Raw genomic sequence first — 18,250 nt, forward strand, 5'->3', positions numbered from 1 at the left:
AAAGGGAATGGGTATCTGGAATGCCGAATATGAATGTATGGACAGGGAAAGACTGTATGAACTGCAGGGCGAACGCCTCCGCAGTACAGTTAAAAGAGTGTATGAAAACGTTCCGTATTACAGGCAGAAGATGAAGGAAAAAGGCGTGGAGCCCGGGGACATAAAAAACGTTGATGATTTGAAAAAACTGCCTTTTACCTGTAAGCAGGATCTGAGGAATACATACCCTTATGGCCTTTTTGCAGTCCCGATGGAGGAAGTGGTAAGGATTCATGCATCCTCCGGCACAACCGGAAAACGGACTGTGGTAGGGTATACGGCAAAGGATATAGAAACCTGGGCTGAAATCATGGCAAGATGTTTAACGGCGGCCGGAGCCGACAGAACATCCTTTGTTCACGTAGCTTATGGTTATGGCCTGTTTACAGGAGGGCTTGGCGTTCATTACGGCGCTGAAAAAATAGGTGCCACCGTGATTCCTGTTTCGGGAGGAAATACCAAGCTTCAGATACAGATTATGAAGGACTTCGGTTCCACAATTCTTACCTGCACGCCGTCGTATGCTTTGTATATTGCCGAAACAATGAGGGAAATGGGAATTGACCCAAAAAAGGATTTAAAACTTAAAGCAGGTATATTTGGCGCTGAACCGTGGACAGAAGCAATGAGGAGAGAAATAGAAAGTCAATTGGGAATTAAAGCCCATGATATTTACGGACTTTCTGAAGTAATAGGCCCGGGGGTGGCCGTGGAATGTGAATGTCAGAGCGGAATGCATATTCAGGAGGATCATTTCATTGTGGAAGTGATAGATCCTGAGACCGAGGAGCCTCTTCCGATTGGGTCTGAAGGGGAACTGGTTTTCACATGTATTACAAAAGAAGCCCTGCCGTTGATTCGTTACCGTACAAGGGATGTTGCGCGCTTAACCGATGAGAAGTGCCCATGCGGAAGAACCCAGGTCAGGATGAGCAAAGTTTTGGGCAGAACCGATGATATGCTTATTATCCGCGGCGTTAATGTATATCCGTCTCAGATTGAAAGCGTCCTTCTTGAACTTGGCCTTTCAGCGCCGTATTACCAGCTGATAGTGGACAGGGTTGGTCCCCTTGACAGTCTTGAAGTTCAGGTGGAGATGACTCCCGAAATGTTCTCCGACCAGGTAAAACAGATAGAAGCGGTGGAAAACAAAATCAGGCACAATATAGAAAGCACCCTTGGGCTTAGCTGCAAGGTAAGGCTTGTAGAGCCGAAAACCATCCAAAGGTCGGAAGGAAAGGCGAAAAGAGTAATTGACAAAAGAAATTTGAAATAAAAAATTTGAAGAATATTAAAATTTCCTCTTGACCAAAATAATTTTGCGCATTATAATAGAACTTGCGTTACGAAATGACAATCCTCAATAGCTCAGTCGGTAGAGCATGCGGCTGTTAACCGCAGGGTCGTTGGTTCGAGTCCAACTTGAGGAGCCATTAGGGCCTTTAGCTCAGTTGGTCAGAGCTTCCGGCTCATAACCGGCAGGTCCGGGGTTCGAGTCCCTGAAGGCCCACCAAATAAGGATGGATATTTTTATCCATCCTTTCTTATTGTCAATTGAATAAATATCCTTTCATATGTTGTGTCCTTATCAGGCCATGCGTTGTCCGTTCCATCGCTCATGCCTGCTTTCAAAAGTCAGCAAAAACCCTCTGTTTTAGTGATGAGATTGTTTTTCAGGGAGAGAGATGATGATCAAAATAGGAAACAGGCTTCTCAAAATAGCGTCAATGGTTGGTAAATGTGAAAAACCTGCAGACATAGGAACCGATCATGCTTATATTCCCATATATCTGGTACAGGCGGGAATGTGTGGAAAGGCCGTTGCCACCGATGTTAGAGAAGGTCCGCTCATGAAGGCGAGGAAAAATATTGAAAAGTATCGGCTGTCGGACAGAATAGAGCTGCGCATGGGAGACGGTCTGAAGCCGATAGGCGAAAATGAATGTGATGTCTTTATCATCGCCGGAATTGGCGGCGTGGTTATGACCGAAATACTTGAAACGTCGCTTGAAAAAGCGAAAAAAGCAAAAGCTCTTATCCTGCAACCAGCGTACTATGACGAAGTTTTAAGGGAATATCTTTATAAAAAAGGATTTTGTATTGAAACAGAAGCTCTCGCAGAGGATGAAGGCAGGATGTATGCGATAATACGGGCTTATTTTGACGGTATTGCCCGCAGTGACGATGATCTGTATTACCATATCGGCAGATCCTTATTTGTCAATCGGGATCCGCTGCTGGGGAGTTTCCTTCAGAGGCGTATCCGGATACAGACAAATATTGTGAACGGTATGAGAAAGTCGGCAAAGGTGGATGAACGGGAATATCTGGAGCAATATAACCTGCTTGTGAAAATGAAAAAGGCATATGAGGATTTTGCAGGAAACTGAGTTGCTTTTATGTATTTTGTAATGCTGAAATATGTGTAATTCCGTGTTAAAATAATTTCTGAAACAGTCATAATAACCGTAAAAATGATACCACCATACATCCCGGGAATTTTGCTCAATACATGAAACAATGGCAGGGGCGTGATAATCTTGAAGTGCAGGGATATTATTAATATACTGGAGAATGAAGCTCCGCTGAAGTTACAGGAGGATTATGACAATTCGGGACTTCAGTGGGGTAATCCCGAAGATCCCGTTCAGAAAGTGCTTGTTTGCCTTGACTTTACACCCGATGCTCTGCGTAATGCCGTGGAGAATAAAGTACAACTGGTTATATCACATCATCCGGTACTGTTCAGGCCGTTGAGGACAATAAACACTGCAGCCGGAAAAGGTGCGATGATTGCCGAGTGCATAAAAAACGATATAAGTGTGTACTCACTGCACACTAATTTTGACACGGCTGATAACGGGCTTAACGAATACCTTGCAAAAACTCTGGAGTTACAGGACATAACAGGGCTGAAAAAACACTACCGGGATGATTTGTATAAACTTGTTGTGTTTGTACCCGAAGAAAGCCTTCAGAAGGTCCAAAAGGCGATTTTTGACGCAGGCGGAGGTTATATAGGCAATTACAGCGACTGCAGTTTTTCCGCACCCGGAACGGGAACCTTCAGGCCGTTGGAAGGCTCAAATCCGTATATAGGGCAGACGGGGATATTTGAAAAGGTAAAGGAATACAGGCTTGAGGTGCTGGTCCCGGAAGGCAAGCTGAGGGATGTTGTAAAAAACATGCTTGAAGCCCATCCTTATGAAGAAGTGGCATATGACATATATCATGTTGAACAGCCCGGCCATGAATACAGCCTGGGAAGGATTGGGACACTTAGAGAAAAATTAAGCTGTGATGAGTTTGTCTTACACGTAAAAGAAAAATTAAACGTTCATAATGTCCGTACCGTCGGCAGAATACAGGATGCCGAAATTCAAAGGGTAGCCGTATTTTGCGGGAGTTTTGACGGGGACGTAAAGGTTTTGAAGGATAAAAACGTGGATGCGCTGGTGACAGGCGACCTTAAATATCACACCGCGCAGGAACTTGAAGATGCGGGAATTTTCACCGTTGATGCAGGACACTATCATACCGAAAAACTGTTTATAAAGGCAATATCTGATATATTGAAAAACAGGCTCAAAGATGTTATAATCGTTGAGCACTACGGAAACGATATTTTTGATTTCAGATAGTTTTTAGCGGAATGACTTAATTATAGAAAAGGTAATATTGAGTAAGTCAGATGATCGCGGGTACAGTGCCGAAAGGCCGTACACGAGGAAAGTCCGGGCTCCACAGGGCAGGGTGCCGGGTAACTCCCGGTCAAGGCGACTTGAAGGAAAGTGCAACAGAAATAAACCGCCTTATGGATGGCCGATTTACCGGCAGTCCATAGGGTAAGGGTGGAAAGGTGAGGTAAGAGCTCACCGGTTTCCTGGCGACAGGAAACGCTCTGTAAACCCCACCCGGAGCAACACCGCATATGAGGACGTTAAGGTGGCCCGCCAGTCCTCGAAGGTGGCTTGAGCCATGTAGTAATACATGGCCTAGATAGATGATCATCTAATACAGAACCCGGCTTACAGACTTACTCAATATTAAAAAGCCCGGAGAAATCCGGGCTTTTATTATGCGCTCTTATACTATATACTGTGTTTAGGTACCCATAAAATTCATAGATTTGAGGTAGTAACCCTGACATGAAAAATATTGATATATACTGTTGCTTTTGCTGTATTTTCTTGCGTCTGTATTTTAAAGACATTTTTTTCAAAGTTTTTATGATAACGGATGAACAAAAATAAAAATAACTTCTTAGTCTTTATGGTTGGCATGTGATTAAGGTAATTGAAATATTATACATATTTAGATATAATTGTAACACATATAGCAAAACTTTATGCATTTTTTTGTAACAAAATACTAGTCATAAATGTTAATTAAATGAAGACCCGTAATACTATGTTAATAAATTTGTATGCGATTTAAAGTATTATAATGATTAAGATATGTAACCTGCTGTATATTGAAGTTACATTCTCACCGGTATAAAATAATGGCGACAATTCAAATACCGAATTGAATGGAGGTAAACTATGAAGCGTTTTTGTTTGGCTATTTCGGTACTATTTCTTTTAATGTTCTCATGTTGTGCATACTATGAGAAGGAAAGGTGGACGGGAAGAAGTGAATTTACTGACAGAGTCAGATAATATAACCGGATACAGTTGTAAAGTAAAAATAAATAAAAATAGACTCGAAATTAGTTCTGAAGATGAAACTTATATATTTAACGGAATTACCGTTGAAAACGAATATGAGTGTACTTATTCTCAAATTAAAGAATATTTAAAAAAACAATATGAAGAGGGAATTATTTCAAATAATGATCCCACAGAACTTGAACTTCAATTTGAGGATGAAATTCCTCGGTCAATTACATGGTGTGAATATTATTATGACCCGGAGATAGATTCTTTCCTTTACAGCGACATGGAAGTTTCATCAACCGTGGAGAAAGAGGAAATAAGTGCTAATACTGTTTTGAAAATTGGCTTAAACAATTCTGATATACTTGATTCAAGTTTCCGGCAACAAAAACGATATAGAATAATTCGTATTGATTGCAAGTTCGACGAGCAAATGGTGGAATATTATGTTATCTTTGGCTGACAGCTTAAACATTCTTAAACTTGGCTGACATCAGTTTTTGTTACTAAAACATTGTTTTACCGTAATCTTTTTGTATTCGGATATATACTCTTAAAAGAGACAGGTCATTGGGAATACCGGTCTAAGGCTTTAATAAAATTTTGTGTAAACTAAAGAACTCTTTCTATGTTAAGAATACGAAACGAATCTGCTGCCTATTACGATATTTATGGAAGCATATGAAAAATACATAAGATCGATGGTAAAAGAAAGTTAACAGTAAAGATTGTTAAGTTCGGTAAGCAGGATAAATATCCTGCTTTTTTATGGTGATAACGACAACCTTTCATTGAAAATGGAAAGTGAAAATAGTGTTGACACTTCTACGTGTACGTAATGGTAAAAATGAAGAAGATAGAGTATAAAAGTAATTATTTATATTTTTATGTTGGATGTCAAAAGACAATCTGCAGTAAAATAAGGAATATAAAAAGAATTGACATATACTGTTATATTGTATATATTATATATATACAATATAACAGGTGGTGTTCATGAACATTATCATTAGCAATTCCAGCGGGCAGCCCATATATGAGCAGATTGTGAATCAGATAAAAAACATGATTATTTCCGGAGAGCTGAAAGAAGGAGATTCTTTGCCTTCGATGCGGCTTCTGGCAAAAGAATTAAGGATAAGTGTCATTACTACGAAAAGGGCTTATGAAGAGCTTGAAAGGGAGGGCTTTATTGTTTCTATAACAGGTAAAGGGAGTTTTGTCGCGGCAAAAAATGTTGAACTTATAAAGGAGCAGCAGCTGCGGGAAATTGAGGAATATCTGCAGAAAGTTGTTGAAAAATCAATTGCCTGCGGTATCTCGCTGGATGAATTGATTGAAATGCTGACGATCTTTTACAAAGGAGAGTGAGAAAAATCATGACTGAAGCGTTGAAGCTGGTCAATGTGTCAAAACATTACAGAGATTTTTCATTGAACAGGATAAACATCAGTTTGCCGAGCGGATGCATTATGGGGTTTATCGGTGAAAACGGAGCGGGCAAGACAACGACGATAAAACTTATATTGGATCTCATAAAAAAAGACGAAGGGAAAATTTTTGTTCTTGGAAAGGATAATCAGATTGGTTTAAAAAGTCTGAAGGAAAATATCGGTGTAGTGATGGAAGACTGTTTTTTCCCCGAAAACCTGACAGCAGCGAATATTAACAGGATTCTTTACGGGATATATGAGACATGGGATGAGCGTAAGTTTTATTCATATCTCAAACAGTTTTCAATTCCTGCAAACAAATCCATTAAGGAATATTCAAAAGGTATGAAAATGAAGTTATCAATCGCGGCTGCGCTGTCCCACGAAAGCAAACTGTTAATACTGGATGAGCCTACAAACGGTCTGGATCCTGTGGTCCGTGATGAAGTCCTGGACGTTTTTCTTGATTTCATACAGGACGAAAGTCATTCGGTTTTTATTTCGTCGCATATAATAAGTGATCTGGAAAAAATATGCGATTATATTACGTTTATTCATAAAGGCAGTATTGTTTTCAGCGAAAGCAAGGATGAATTGCTGGAGAAATATGGCATTCTCAAATGCTCTGAACAGGATTTTCAAAACATAGATTCAGATGCGGTAGTCGGATACCGAAAAAACAGTTTCGGCGTAGAGGCTCTTGTTCTGAAGGACGGGGTAGGGAAAAATTTCGTGATGGATCGGCCGAGTATAGAAGATATTATGCTGTATTATACCAACCGGTCAAAAGAAAAAAAGCCATTGGAGGTGTGAATGTAAAATGAAAGGGCTTATATTGAAAGATTTGTACAATTTGAAGAAACAGAACAAAATTATTTTGATTCTTGTAATTTTCTACCTGATCATTTCGCTGACAAGTAATGATCCTTCCTTTTTTGGCGGCATATTGACATTTTTAATGGTAATGCTGGTGATAAATTCCATAGCCTATGATGAAAAATCCAAATGGGAAAGTTATGCATTGACCATGCCTGTCTCAAGATCTGATTTAGTGCTAAGCAAATATATATTGGGGGTTCTTTTGTTATTAGTCGCGTTTGCTGCCAATTTTGTTTTCCGCCTGGCTACAGGCGCAAATCTTGCAGAAACGTTGGCAGTCTGCGTTGTAACATTGCTTGCGGGATTATTCGCCGTATTATTGATACTTCCGTTCCTTTTCAAATTCGGCGTGGAAAAAGGGAGATATATTATAATTTTAATTTTCTTTATATTAACAATGCTTGTGACAGCTTTGGGAAAAACAGGCTTTAAACTGTCAGACGAATTTTTAAGTTTACTTCCTGTTCTCAGTATATTGGTTATCATCTTAGCAGGGGTTATTTCGGTAGCAGCATCCCTTGCTATTTATAAAAATAAGGAAATGTAATAGAAAATAAAATCCGTTGCGAATTGATCGCGCCTCTTGATAATTTTCTTTGGACAGAAAGCTTATAAAAATGCTTTTTGGCTTTGACTACAAATGCTTATACACCGAAATCTCAGAGAAAATACGGTTATTATGTTCTTCCCATGCTTTACGGCGACAGGTTTATCGAGGGTAGGGGCTGTACGGAACGGCAAGGATAGAGTGCCGGAAGTAAAAAATATCTGGCATGAAGATGATTTCATGCCGGCAGAGGAAGTACGGGAAGAAATTGCAGGATGTTTTAACAGATTTGCAGACTTTAATGAGTGTAAAAACGTTATATATTATACAAAATACTAATATAAGCATTAGGCTCTGGCAAAACTGCCGGTAAAAAATATTTGATCCCAAGGAGAATTAAATGGATAACAGAAAGTTAATGGAGATAAGAAATAATATTGCGGTTCTTCCGTCTTTACGGGAAAAGGCTGATAAGTTGCGCAAACGTATCAGGGATGCAGAGCGCAATGTTGAAGAATTGCTGGAAAACTACAAAAAAGAGTGCGTTGATGTGGAGCAGCTCAAAAACAGCTCATTCTCAGCGTTTTTACTGAAACTGTTGGGAAAATATCAGGGGAAACTGGAGAAAGAGGAAAAGGAAGCAATAAATGCAAAAGTGCAATACGACAGGGCTTGCCAGTTTGTAGATGAACTGCGTAAGGAACTTCATGAGACTGAAATGAGGATTATCGCTCTCAAAGAAGATGAAAGAACTTATGAAGCCGAGATGAAAAGGCGTGAGCAAGAGTTGCTGAGCAAAATGCATACGGAACATTTCGAAAACTATATGAAACTTGAACGGGAACGCGACTTTATTCAGAAACAGATTTTTGAGATGGATGAAGCCATCCGTGCCGCAACAAGGGCGCAAAGCACCGCCCGCAGTGTTATGGGTCATCTCAGCAGCGCGGAAAAATGGGCAACATTTGATGTCTGGTCCAATAACGGAATTATCAGCCATATGGCCAAGTATGACCGTATAGACCGTGCCGAATCCGAAATCAACCGTTTGTATTCACAACTCAGGGAACTTAAAAAAGAACTTTCGGATATAGATTTGAATGCAGCACCGGGACTTAATGAGTTTGATACGGTAACCCGGTTTATTGACATTTGTTTTGATAATATTTTTACCGATTTGAAGGTAAGAAACATGATAAGGGATAACCTGGATCAGGTAAACAGAGTTTATCAAAACCTGACGCAGCTTATTCACAATATTGAAAACAGGAAGAGGGAGCTGCAGAGAAGAATGGGGGAAATAGAACACCTGAAAAATGAGCTCCTTTTATCGTTGTAACGGGTGTAAAGGATAAGGAGTTATTATTCTGGCAACAGGGTACCTGCTGAGGATTTCCTCGCTCTTTTATATTTTTCTCCGTCTTTTTTGGATATTTTAATGTTTTTTATACCTTCTTTCGTGCATACTTCGAGCTCTACATAACCGCTTCGTACAAGCGGATGTCTCAGTACACGCATCCCCCGTATGTCGCATTTTTCACGGACCATACAGATATATGAATATTTTTCGTCCTCGAATGGGGCTTCACCGCCTTTAAGCTGCCGGTGCAGCCGGCTTCTGTTTATGCGGCAGGTGAAATGGCACCAGTCATTCCCCTCCTTGGGGCAGGCGTTTTCATGCGTACAGGGGGATGCAATATGCGCGCCTGATTCGACAAGGACGCGCCGTGCTTCAATTATGTTTGCGTAACCGGCAGGTGTGCCCGGTTCCACTATAAGCAGCATCATATCCGACGCTGACCACAGTTTGTGAATGATCTCTTTCCTTTTGTCTGCCGGGATTTCATTAAGTACATATGCCGCAATAACCAGATCCGCCCTGGGAATGCCCGATGATGCCAAGTCACAGTTTATCCACTCTGCACTGCGAAGGGGCTCTGGTCCATGTTTCATTAATTCCTTTCCCACGTCCAGCATTGCTTTTTCCTTTTCAATGCATATTACTTTTTCCAGATCCAGTATTGAGGCTGCCGCCCAGGAAGCTGCACCAGTGCCCGCTCCGATGTCGGACAATGTTTTTGGAACACAGCCTGCGGTCAACATGCTGCTTTCAAGAGCAGTATAAACCGCACCGTATGTTGCGGGCATACGTGATGCTGAGTAAGCCAGCGCCTCGGTTTTTGAGGTAATCAGCCGTTCCCCATTGATCCTTTCAGACCTGTAGCGCATGCTTATATTTTGCGCATCAGTCAAAAGTTTACTGTGAGAGATACTTTCCGCCAGATTTTCAACTGCTGAACGAAGTGACTGCGGTATTTCCATAACCTTACTCCGATCTCCGAACACATTTAGCCATAATTTGTGATATATTTGCCGGCAAGTAAATATTTTATGGCTTTTTCAAACTTACTGTCAATAATTTGTCGGAAGTTGCCGGAGAGGTTGGCAGTTAACATTCATTATTCTGCTGACACCGAAATTAAACAGGGCTTTATTTCCGTGGAAATGACTGCTCGAAAATTTCATTCATTGTGTTATAATTAATTGATTCTACATGACATGCAAAATTTGCGAAATCTTTTTGGCATGACAAAGCCAGTGCATGAAATAAACCGTTTTTGTATGACATGGTGGGGGGAAAAGTAAATGGAGTTTCGAAGAGCGGTTACTGCTGATTTGAACGAAATCATGGTTATAATAAAACAGGCTCAGGATTATTTAAAAAACGCGGGAATTAACCAATGGCAGAACAATTATCCAAATATTGAGGTTATGAACAGGGATATAGAGAACAAAAACTGTTATGTTCTGGTGGACGGTGATATTATTGTAGGTACCGTGACGGTTATTTTCGGAGTTGAAAAATCTTATGAATATATTGATGGGAAGTGGCTGTCAGATCTTGACTATGCCGTTGTGCACAGAATCGCGGTAAGGGCTGAGTATAAGGGGAAAGGACTTGCATCGGTTATGATGAGAAATGTTGAACATATGTGCCTTGAAAAAGGCATACATAGTATTAAAGTGGACACTCATGAGGATAACAGGTCAATGCAAAGGTTTTTACAGAAAAACGGCTTTGTTTATTGTGGTGTTATATATCTTCAGGACGGCAGTAAAAGACTTGCCTTTGAAAAATTATTAACTGGAAACGGGAGAGGTTGATATGAAGACCATCGTGCTTACGGGCGGGGGTACGTCGGGACACGTTACTCCCAATATTGCTCTGATACCGAGGTTAATAAACAGGGGCTACGACATATATTATATCGGGTCGAAAAACGGAATTGAAAAACAACTGATTGAAAAGGAAGGCATTCCGTACTACGGAATTTCCGCAGGGAAACTGAGAAGATACTTTGACGTAAAAAATTTTACCGATATTTTCAGGATTATCGGAGGTTTTGGCCAGTCTGTTTCAATTCTTAGAAAAATAAAACCTGATGTTGTTTTCAGCAAGGGCGGGTTTGTTTCTTGCCCGGTGGTTTGGGCGGCGTGGGTATTGGGAATCCCGGTGATTATTCATGAATCCGATATCACGCCCGGGCTTACGAATAAATTGTCAATGCCTTTCTCCAGAAAAGTCTGCTATACATTTCCGGAGACGGAAAAACATTTAATCCGGGAAAAAGCTTGTTATACGGGCCTTCCTGTGAGAGACGAGATATTTTCCGGCAACAGGATGAGGGGATATAAGCTTTGCGGTTTTATGGGCGGCAAGCCGGTATTAATGGTAATAGGCGGAAGCCAGGGCTCGGAAAACATAAACAGGGCGGTTCGTTCGGCGCTGGATGAACTTTTGAAAAATTACCAGATTGCCCATATATGCGGAAGGGGAAATGTGAAGCCTGAGCTTGAAAATATAAAAGGCTACAAACAGTTTGAGTACGTCGACAGGGAACTGCCCGATATTTTTGCCTGCGCTGATGTATTAATTTCAAGGGCGGGTGCTACTGTATTGTTTGAAATCCTTTCCCTCAAAAAGCCGGCTCTTCTGATACCGTTGTCGAAAAACGCCAGCAGAGGAGATCAGATTTTAAATGCCAATTCCTTCAAGGAAAACGGATACAGCGAGGTCCTGTATGAGGAGGATATGACTGCTGAGACGCTGGTGGCAAAAGTAAACGAGGTTTACAAAAACAGAGAAAGATATGTGAAAGCAATGCAGAACAGGAATTTACAAAACCCGGCGGACAAAATTGTGGAAATTATTGAAGAAGTGGCTGAAAGATGAAAGATATTGAAATTTTTAATACAAAACTATATAATGATTACAAAAGGAAAATAAGGAAATAAACAGTTCTTTTCGGTTTAAGGTTATTCTTTTCAGGGTGAAAAGAATGAAATTTAAAATTCTCGGTATTGAAATTACAGTCCGAAAAGAATATGCCGCAATTGGCGTTATAATGCTGATACTGATACTTGCCATCTGGGGATGGTATTTGAAAACAAACCGGGTGGAAGTGTTCGATGCAGGGAAAAATAAAACCGAAAAGCAAGTACAGGTGGAAATTCAGGATAACAAAAGCATTGAAAAAAACAATACCGTTATTGAAAATACAGAGGTTTCGAATGAGCCTCTGTATATTAATATTAACACCGCTGATTTAAGTACGTTGATGAAACTTCACGGGATTGGCGAGGTAAAGGCAAGGGCGATTATTGAATACAGGGAAAGGAACGGTCCTTTTAAATCAATAGAAGAAATAAAAAATGTAAAAGGCATCGGCGAAGCTACCTTTCAAAAAATAAAGGACAGGATTGTAGTCGGTACCGAAGGCAGAAAGCCCTTAAACATGGATTTATTGAAATAATCTTTTACATTTCATAAAATAAGTTCTATAATTATTCCATAGAAAGAATTTATACAAAAGGTATAATCAATTACTGCACATACCGTAAGGAGTTGTGGCTATGATTAAGGTAACTTTGAAAGACGGAAGTTGTAAGGAAATGCAAGAGGGAATATCGGTTATAGAGGCCGCCGAAAGCATAAGCCCGGGGCTTGCCAGGGCAGCACTGGCCGGTGAAGTGAACGGAAAGGTTGTTGATTTAAGATATCGGTTGAATGAGGACTGCAAACTCAGCATACTGACATTTGACGACGCTGGGGGAAGAATGGCCTACTGGCATACCACTTCGCACATACTGGCCCAGGCGGTGAAGAGGCTTTATCCGGATGTGAAACTTGCCATAGGCCCGGCAATTGATACCGGTTTTTATTATGACTTCGACGTTGAAAAGCCGTTTACTCCCGAGCAGCTGGAAGAAATTGAAGCCGAAATGCATAAAATAATAAAAGAGGATTTGCCCATTGAACGGTTTACGTTAAGCAGGGAAGAGGCATTAAAATTTGTAAACGAAAAAGGCGAGATCTATAAGGCGGAATTGATTTCGGAACTTCCTGATGGCGAGGAAATATCTTTCTACCGGCAGGGCGAATTCACCGATTTGTGCGCGGGGCCGCACCTTCTCAGCACCGGAAGTGTCAAGGCGTTTAAGCTGATCAGTGTTGCTGGGGCATACTGGCGGGGAAATGAAAAAAATAAGATGCTGCAAAGGATTTACGGAGTGAGTTTCCCGAAGAAGAGCATGCTTGACGAGCACCTTGCAAAGCTTGAGGAGGCGAAAAAGAGAGATCACAACAAGCTTGGCCGTGAACTGGGAATATTTATGACCGCCGAGCCTGTCGGCCAGGGTTTGCCGTTAATTATGCCAAAGGGCGCCAAAATTCTTCAGATTATGCAGCGTTTTGTTGAGGACGAAGAAGAACGCAGGGGCTATTTAAGAACGAAAACACCGTATATGGCGAAAAGTGACCTTTATAAAATTTCAGGGCACTGGCAGCATTACAAGGACGGAATGTTTGTGCTCGGCGACGAAGAAAAGGACAGTGAAGTATTGGCTTTAAGGCCTATGACATGCCCGTTCCAGTTTTTAATTTACAATTCGAAAATACACAGCTACAGGGATTTGCCCGTAAGGTTGGCCGAAACTTCCACGCTGTTCAGAAACGAAGCATCGGGTGAGATGCACGGGCTTATCCGTGTACGCCAGTTTACAATTTCCGAGGGACATATAATTTGCACTCCCGAGCAGCTTGAAGATGAATTCAGGGGTGCGGTGGACTTAATCAATTATATGATGGATATTCTTGGCCTGAAAGAAGATGTAACTTACCGCTTCTCAAAATGGAATCCGAATAACAGGGAGAAATATATTGATAATCCTGAAGCATGGGAATACACCCAGGCCAAAATGAAGAACATTCTTGACCATATCGGCCTGCCTTATATTGAAGCAGAGGGCGAAGCGGCATTTTACGGCCCTAAGCTGGATATACAGTACAAAAATGTTTATGGCAAAGAGGACACAATCATGACGGTGCAGATAGACTTCCTGCTGCCCGAACGTTTTGACATGTTTTATGTGGACAAAAATAATGAAAGAAAGCGCCCGTATATCATTCATCGTACTTCCATCGGCTGTTACGAACGTACCCTTGCAATGCTGATAGAAAAGTATGCAGGGGCTTTTCCGACATGGCTTGCGCCCGTTCAGGTTAAAGTGCTGCCTATAGTCGACAAGCAGAATGTTTATGCCGATGATATAGCCAACAGATTAAAAAATCTGGGTATCAGAGTGGAAGTAGACAAACGTAACGAAAAGATCGGGTACAAAATCCGTGAGGCTCAGCTTGAAAAGATACCGTATATGCTTGTAATCGGGGACAAGGAAATGGAAAGCGGGCAGGTGGCAGTAAGATCGAGAAAAGAAGGCGATCTTGGCCCGATGGATTTCGATGCTTTCGCAAGAAAAATTACCGAAGAAATTGCCACAAAGGCAAGGTAACACAAGGAACAATACAGACAATCAGCGAGTTTCACCACAAAGCAAACTCGCTGATTGTTTCTTTTTCTCAGTTTACTTTTTAGGTTAAAATTTTATACCTTCATATAAAGGAACGTTCTATCTGTTCATAAATCTCTTCGGGTGTCATACCCGTTGCGTCAATTACAGGCACGTTGGTGGCCGTAGTTTCCAGGCCGAGAAAGTTTGTGTTCATTCCCGTTATAACTATTGCGTCATATTCTTCGGTCTGAGCTTTCGTAAATGCGTCAAAGTCTATTGTTTCCACTTCGTATCCGCGTTCGGTGAGGTATTCCTGAACCGGAGTCAGGCCTTTCTGTACCGCAATTTTGTGCATGAGATTACCTCCGTTTTTTATTTTTTAAAAATTATTATAAACACTTATAGTTTGTGTAATTAAAAAATACCATATACCAGTTTTATATGTTTTAAGTCAGGCGGTACTCAAAAAAGGCCAAACTGTATGAGAAAAGACTGAAAAAGCGGCGGCAGGCAGTGCCACCGCTGAAGAATTTAAGTTTACAGAACTTCCGCAACCTCTTTAAGGCTTTCGAATATTAAGTCGGGTTTGACATCCGAATTTTCCAGGTCCTTGAGCTTTGTTTCTCCTGAAAGCACAAGAAGCCCGGTGGCGCCGTGATAGTATGCCGTAGCGATATCGGTGTACAGCCTGTCACCGACAAAAACGATGTCATCAACTGTAAGTCCGGTATGATCAAGTATGCAGTCCACTGTTTCCTTATATGGTTTACCGAGGTATTTGGGTTTTTTGCCTGTCGATGCGGTGATGAATGCGCACATTGCTCCGCAGTCGGGAATAAAGCCGTCCTCAGTCGGACAGTTGAAATCGGGATGGGTTGCTATGAAATCACTGCCGTTTCTTATTAGTTTACAGGCAATATTGAGTTTTTCATAAGTGAGGCTTGTGTCGAAAGCCACAACAACTGCGTCGGCATCATCGGTGCAAAGATTTATTCCTCTTTCCAGGAACTCTTTTTCAACAATCTCTGTTGCCATAAGATAAATTCTTTTGCCGTTGTAATATTTTTTCAGATAATTTATTGTAACATCTCCCGATGTTAAAATCCGATCCTTTGTTATATTAAGCCCCATAGACGCCAGTTTTTTAATATAGAAGTCAGATGTTTTTGATGAATTGTTCGTAAAAAAAAGATATTGTTTGCCCGTGGCTTCAAGTTTTTTAATAAAATCAAGAGAGCCGTCAATTAGCCTGTCACCAAGGTAAAATGTGCCGTCCATGTCCAGAACGAATAATTTTTTTGTTTTAAGAATGCTTTCTTTAACCACCGGTTCATCCTCCTCTGTAAGCATAACACAGTTAATGATTGCGGGCCTTTTTGCCTCCGTATGATGAAAAAACGGTTTTAAATAACGTATCGGGACGGTAATCCTAAAATAAAAGTCACACAAAAAAGAAGCGGTTAAACTTCTGATTTATGTGACTCCAGAAACTCCAGTCGGTATTTGGTTTATATGGTATTACAGTTCCCAAAGCCTGTCGGTGCCCGTGGAAACCGCAATTGCACCAGAATTCAGTATTTCAATGACATCTTCCTTTGTTTCGACAAGACCGCCTGCTATCACAGGCATTGGTAACTGTTGGGTTATACGTTTTATAATTTTTGGCATTATTCCGGGCAGTACTTCGACCATATGCGGTTTTACGGCATTTGCCGTCTTAACCGACGTATCGTACGACATACTGTCGATGAGGAAAAACCTCTGTATGGTGAACATTCCTCTGTCTGCCGCATATTTGATATTGTTGTTTTTGGTGCTTATTATACCGTCGGGTTGTATTACGTCGCAGATATAATCTATGGCACTGTTGTCACGCCCGATACCCTCAAGGAAATCTATATGAATTACGGCATGTTTTCCTGCTTTTTTTATTGCGTCCACCATGGTTTTAATGTTAAAAATACTGGCATGCAGCAGGAATATTGTCGACACGGGCGAGTTTATTGCTTTCTGCAGCAGGTTTTCATTCCTTACAGCGGCAATAATCGGGTTTTGCTCAATTTTACTGATTATTTCTTCATGTTTCATTAACGCCAATCCTTTAATAAGAAGGATGAAAATATTTTCTTTCTCGGTACTGCCCTAAAACGCCGAAAAAACCTTTCCAACCGGCATTGTCATACTACCATGATACAGAGCAGGACGAACCGTGTCAATACGCTTTGCGTTTTATTCCGCCTGCATTCCTGCCCTCAGTTTTCTTGCGGTATTTTCATCCTTCAATACCGATACAATGGCAAACGCAAAGTCAAGGGCGGTACCTGGGCCTTTTGAGGTTATAATCTTACTGGAAATTACCACTTTCTCGTTTTTTATCTTAGCCCCGATCAGTTCATTTTCAAAACCGGGGTAACATACGGCTTCCAAACCTTTCAAATGCCCTCTTCTTCCAAGAATTATCGGCGCTGCACAAATCGCCGCAACCCATTTGCCGTTTTCAACTCTGTGGGCTATTACTTTTTCCAGTTCCGAACTGTCATACAAATTATTGGTACCAGGCATTCCTCCAGGCAAAACAACCATATCGGCATTCTCAAGGTCGGCATCTGGAAGCAGGATATCGGCTGTTACAGGGATGTTATGACTTCCGGTAACGGTTTTTGAACCTGTTATTGAAACGGTGGAAACGTCAATGCCTGCTCTCCTTAACACGTCCACAACCGTAAGCGCTTCTATTTCTTCAAAACCTTCGGCAAGCATTACATAAACCATTTTATCAACCACCTTTCGTATATTTAGTTTTTATTATAAACTGTCAGTTTTAATTATAGCATATTAAAGCAGTGGAAAAAATTATTCATAGACCAGAATCGGCGTTTTCGCTTTTTCATGCCGCTGATAATTTGCTTTGTACTGTTCAGTCTTGACTATGCATATAACTGGTTATATAATTAAATTGTACCGCAATACAAAACTTCGTTTCATATAATGAAACAGAATGGGTTTTATATATGGCAGAAAATGGTGTTCAAACTCTTGACAGAACTTTCGACATAATTGAATTACTTGCCGTGACCCCTAATGGGATGGGAGTGACCGAGATTGGCCAAAAACTCGGTTTGCATAAAAGTACCGTATACCGTCTTATAAATGCATTGGTAAGGCGCGGGTACCTGGAAAAGGATCAGAACACAGGGTTATATAAAATCGGACCGAAATTTATTGAAATAAGTGGTCTGTATGTTCGGCAAATTGAACTGAAAACCGAAGCGGCGCCGTTCATGCGACATCTTACCGAGTTGACGGGTCAGGTAACACATCTGGCAATACTGGATGAAACAGAAGTGGTTTACATAGAAAAAATAGAAGTAATGCAAAGTCTCAGAATGTATTCCCAGATTGGAAAACGAGTGCCTGTGCATTGTTCAGCCCTGGGTAAGGTGCTTTTGTCAGGGCAGAACAGTGATTATCAGGAACAAGTCTTAGGAAAAATAAAGTATATCCGTTATACCGAAAATACGGTAAAAGATGCGGATGAATTCAAAAGAGAGCTTGAAATGGTCCGGCAAAAAGGGTGGGCAATTGATAACGAGGAACATGAAATTGGGATACGGTGTATTGCAGCGCCGGTAAGGGATTTTACAGGAAAAATCATTGCGGCTTTGAGCATAACAGGCAGCAAAAACATAATTTCACCCGACAAGGATGAATATTATGGAAAACTGGTTGTTGAAGCCGCTGATAATATTTCCAGAAGACTGGGATTTACAGGAAAAACAGGAGAATGATTTTCCTGACCGGTCATTATTGGAACGGGCTTTGGAAAATATTGAGAAATAATA

General features: G+C 41.0%; 19 protein-coding genes, 2 tRNA genes and 1 other RNA gene. 17 read left to right on the forward strand and 5 right to left on the reverse strand.

Going from position 1 to position 18,250, the window contains the following annotated elements; genetic code table 11:
• Nucleotides 1-7 precede the first annotated feature (7 nt).
• From CST_RS03710 to CST_RS03760, 12 genes are all read left to right on the forward strand, one after another.
• Entirely contained in the window at nucleotides 8-1,315 is a 1,308-nt protein-coding gene (locus tag CST_RS03710) for a phenylacetate--CoA ligase family protein (protein WP_015358492.1), read from the forward strand.
• Nucleotides 1,316-1,396: 81 nt separating this feature from the next.
• Nucleotides 1,397-1,472: transfer RNA gene (locus CST_RS03715), tRNA-Asn, on the forward strand.
• A gap of 3 nt (nucleotides 1,473-1,475) precedes the next feature.
• Nucleotides 1,476-1,552 (forward strand) — tRNA-Ile (locus CST_RS03720).
• Nucleotides 1,553-1,727: 175 nt separating this feature from the next.
• Nucleotides 1,728-2,429: a tRNA (adenine(22)-N(1))-methyltransferase gene (locus tag CST_RS03725; RefSeq protein WP_015358493.1), complete on the forward strand. Its 702-nt coding sequence runs from the start codon at nucleotides 1,728-1,730 to the stop codon at nucleotides 2,427-2,429.
• A gap of 141 nt (nucleotides 2,430-2,570) precedes the next feature.
• Nucleotides 2,571-3,680 (forward strand): Nif3-like dinuclear metal center hexameric protein, encoded by a 1,110-nt coding sequence (locus CST_RS03730; RefSeq protein ID WP_015358494.1) that lies wholly within the window; start codon nucleotides 2,571-2,573, stop codon nucleotides 3,678-3,680.
• A gap of 38 nt (nucleotides 3,681-3,718) precedes the next feature.
• An RNA gene (gene rnpB, locus CST_RS13150) (RNase P RNA component class A) lies at nucleotides 3,719-4,086 on the forward strand.
• A gap of 561 nt (nucleotides 4,087-4,647) precedes the next feature.
• Nucleotides 4,648-5,160: a hypothetical protein gene (locus tag CST_RS03735; protein WP_015358495.1), complete on the forward strand. Its 513-nt coding sequence runs from the start codon at nucleotides 4,648-4,650 to the stop codon at nucleotides 5,158-5,160.
• A gap of 533 nt (nucleotides 5,161-5,693) precedes the next feature.
• Nucleotides 5,694-6,068, forward strand: a complete 375-nt coding sequence (locus CST_RS03740; RefSeq protein WP_015358497.1) for a GntR family transcriptional regulator — start codon at nucleotides 5,694-5,696, stop codon at nucleotides 6,066-6,068.
• 8 nt (nucleotides 6,069-6,076) lie between these two features.
• The gene (locus CST_RS03745; protein WP_015358498.1) at nucleotides 6,077-6,943 is read left to right on the forward strand and encodes an ABC transporter ATP-binding protein; all 867 of its coding nucleotides are present in this window, start codon (nucleotides 6,077-6,079) and stop codon (nucleotides 6,941-6,943) included.
• A 7-nt stretch (nucleotides 6,944-6,950) separates the two neighbouring features.
• A complete protein-coding gene (locus CST_RS03750) occupies nucleotides 6,951-7,556 on the forward strand; it encodes an ABC-2 transporter permease (protein ID WP_015358499.1) in 606 nt (201 codons plus the stop codon).
• A gap of 93 nt (nucleotides 7,557-7,649) precedes the next feature.
• On the forward strand, nucleotides 7,650-7,895 hold the full coding sequence (locus tag CST_RS03755; RefSeq protein WP_015358500.1) for a hypothetical protein: 246 nt from the start codon (nucleotides 7,650-7,652) through the stop codon (nucleotides 7,893-7,895).
• Nucleotides 7,896-7,956: 61 nt separating this feature from the next.
• Nucleotides 7,957-8,895, forward strand: coding sequence for a coiled-coil domain-containing protein (locus CST_RS03760; RefSeq protein ID WP_015358501.1), 939 nt, complete (start codon nucleotides 7,957-7,959; stop codon nucleotides 8,893-8,895).
• 23 nt (nucleotides 8,896-8,918) lie between these two features.
• On the opposite strand, the gene CST_RS03765 is transcribed toward CST_RS03760, so the two are convergent.
• Nucleotides 8,919-9,878: a small ribosomal subunit Rsm22 family protein gene (locus tag CST_RS03765; protein ID WP_015358502.1), complete on the reverse strand. Its 960-nt coding sequence runs from the start codon at nucleotides 9,876-9,878 to the stop codon at nucleotides 8,919-8,921.
• A 324-nt stretch (nucleotides 9,879-10,202) separates the two neighbouring features.
• On the opposite strand from CST_RS03765, the gene CST_RS03770 reads away from it, so the two are divergent.
• The 4 genes from CST_RS03770 (at nucleotide 10,203) to thrS (ending at nucleotide 14,408) form a co-directional block, all read left to right on the forward strand.
• Nucleotides 10,203-10,721 (forward strand): GNAT family N-acetyltransferase, encoded by a 519-nt coding sequence (locus tag CST_RS03770; RefSeq protein ID WP_015358503.1) that lies wholly within the window; start codon nucleotides 10,203-10,205, stop codon nucleotides 10,719-10,721.
• A 1-nt stretch (nucleotide 10,722) separates the two neighbouring features.
• A complete protein-coding gene (locus CST_RS03775) occupies nucleotides 10,723-11,790 on the forward strand; it encodes an undecaprenyldiphospho-muramoylpentapeptide beta-N-acetylglucosaminyltransferase (RefSeq protein ID WP_015358504.1) in 1,068 nt (355 codons plus the stop codon).
• Between the two features lie 106 nt (nucleotides 11,791-11,896).
• Nucleotides 11,897-12,370 (forward strand): helix-hairpin-helix domain-containing protein, encoded by a 474-nt coding sequence (locus tag CST_RS13895; RefSeq protein ID WP_015358505.1) that lies wholly within the window; start codon nucleotides 11,897-11,899, stop codon nucleotides 12,368-12,370.
• 100 nt (nucleotides 12,371-12,470) lie between these two features.
• Nucleotides 12,471-14,408, forward strand: coding sequence for a threonine--tRNA ligase (gene thrS / locus CST_RS03785; protein WP_015358506.1), 1,938 nt, complete (start codon nucleotides 12,471-12,473; stop codon nucleotides 14,406-14,408).
• 100 nt (nucleotides 14,409-14,508) lie between these two features.
• On the opposite strand, the gene CST_RS03790 is transcribed toward thrS, so the two are convergent.
• From CST_RS03790 to CST_RS03805, 4 genes are all read right to left on the reverse strand, one after another.
• A complete protein-coding gene (locus CST_RS03790; protein WP_015358507.1) occupies nucleotides 14,509-14,763 on the reverse strand; it encodes a YkuS family protein in 255 nt (84 codons plus the stop codon).
• A 182-nt stretch (nucleotides 14,764-14,945) separates the two neighbouring features.
• Nucleotides 14,946-15,758 (reverse strand): HAD-IIA family hydrolase, encoded by an 813-nt coding sequence (locus CST_RS03795; RefSeq protein WP_015358508.1) that lies wholly within the window; start codon nucleotides 15,756-15,758, stop codon nucleotides 14,946-14,948.
• 168 nt (nucleotides 15,759-15,926) lie between these two features.
• Nucleotides 15,927-16,496: a glycerol-3-phosphate responsive antiterminator gene (locus tag CST_RS03800; protein ID WP_015358509.1), complete on the reverse strand. Its 570-nt coding sequence runs from the start codon at nucleotides 16,494-16,496 to the stop codon at nucleotides 15,927-15,929.
• A gap of 141 nt (nucleotides 16,497-16,637) precedes the next feature.
• Entirely contained in the window at nucleotides 16,638-17,180 is a 543-nt protein-coding gene (locus tag CST_RS03805; protein ID WP_015358510.1) for a DJ-1 family glyoxalase III, read from the reverse strand.
• Between the two features lie 239 nt (nucleotides 17,181-17,419).
• Here CST_RS03805 and CST_RS03810 point away from each other — a divergent pair, with 239 nt between their 5' ends.
• A complete protein-coding gene (locus CST_RS03810; RefSeq protein ID WP_015358511.1) occupies nucleotides 17,420-18,196 on the forward strand; it encodes an IclR family transcriptional regulator in 777 nt (258 codons plus the stop codon).
• Nucleotides 18,197-18,250: the final 54 nt, after the last annotated feature.

Origin of the sequence: Thermoclostridium stercorarium subsp. stercorarium DSM 8532 (assembly GCF_000331995.1) — a bacterium.
Taxonomy (GTDB): domain Bacteria; phylum Bacillota; class Clostridia; order DSM-8532; family DSM-8532; genus Thermoclostridium; species Thermoclostridium stercorarium.

Coding starts and splice junctions, on each gene's coding strand:
- CST_RS03800 (WP_015358509.1), bottom strand. CDS start 16,496: ATGAAACATGAAGAAATAATCAGTAAAATTGAGCAAAACCCGATTATT.
- CST_RS03775 (WP_015358504.1), top strand. CDS start 10,723: ATGAAGACCATCGTGCTTACGGGCGGGGGTACGTCGGGACACGTTACT.
- CST_RS03795 (WP_015358508.1), bottom strand. CDS start 15,758: ATGCTTACAGAGGAGGATGAACCGGTGGTTAAAGAAAGCATTCTTAAA.
- CST_RS03765 (WP_015358502.1), bottom strand. CDS start 9,878: ATGGAAATACCGCAGTCACTTCGTTCAGCAGTTGAAAATCTGGCGGAA.
- CST_RS03725 (WP_015358493.1), top strand. CDS start 1,728: ATGATCAAAATAGGAAACAGGCTTCTCAAAATAGCGTCAATGGTTGGT.
- CST_RS03745 (WP_015358498.1), top strand. CDS start 6,077: ATGACTGAAGCGTTGAAGCTGGTCAATGTGTCAAAACATTACAGAGAT.
- CST_RS03760 (WP_015358501.1), top strand. CDS start 7,957: ATGGATAACAGAAAGTTAATGGAGATAAGAAATAATATTGCGGTTCTT.
- CST_RS03740 (WP_015358497.1), top strand. CDS start 5,694: ATGAACATTATCATTAGCAATTCCAGCGGGCAGCCCATATATGAGCAG.
- thrS (WP_015358506.1), top strand. CDS start 12,471: ATGATTAAGGTAACTTTGAAAGACGGAAGTTGTAAGGAAATGCAAGAG.
- CST_RS13895 (WP_015358505.1), top strand. CDS start 11,897: ATGAAATTTAAAATTCTCGGTATTGAAATTACAGTCCGAAAAGAATAT.
- CST_RS03810 (WP_015358511.1), top strand. CDS start 17,420: ATGGCAGAAAATGGTGTTCAAACTCTTGACAGAACTTTCGACATAATT.
- CST_RS03755 (WP_015358500.1), top strand. CDS start 7,650: ATGCTTATACACCGAAATCTCAGAGAAAATACGGTTATTATGTTCTTC.
- CST_RS03735 (WP_015358495.1), top strand. CDS start 4,648: ATGAGAAGGAAAGGTGGACGGGAAGAAGTGAATTTACTGACAGAGTCA.
- CST_RS03790 (WP_015358507.1), bottom strand. CDS start 14,763: ATGCACAAAATTGCGGTACAGAAAGGCCTGACTCCGGTTCAGGAATAC.
- CST_RS03710 (WP_015358492.1), top strand. CDS start 8: ATGGGTATCTGGAATGCCGAATATGAATGTATGGACAGGGAAAGACTG.
- CST_RS03750 (WP_015358499.1), top strand. CDS start 6,951: ATGAAAGGGCTTATATTGAAAGATTTGTACAATTTGAAGAAACAGAAC.
- CST_RS03770 (WP_015358503.1), top strand. CDS start 10,203: ATGGAGTTTCGAAGAGCGGTTACTGCTGATTTGAACGAAATCATGGTT.
- CST_RS03805 (WP_015358510.1), bottom strand. CDS start 17,180: ATGGTTTATGTAATGCTTGCCGAAGGTTTTGAAGAAATAGAAGCGCTT.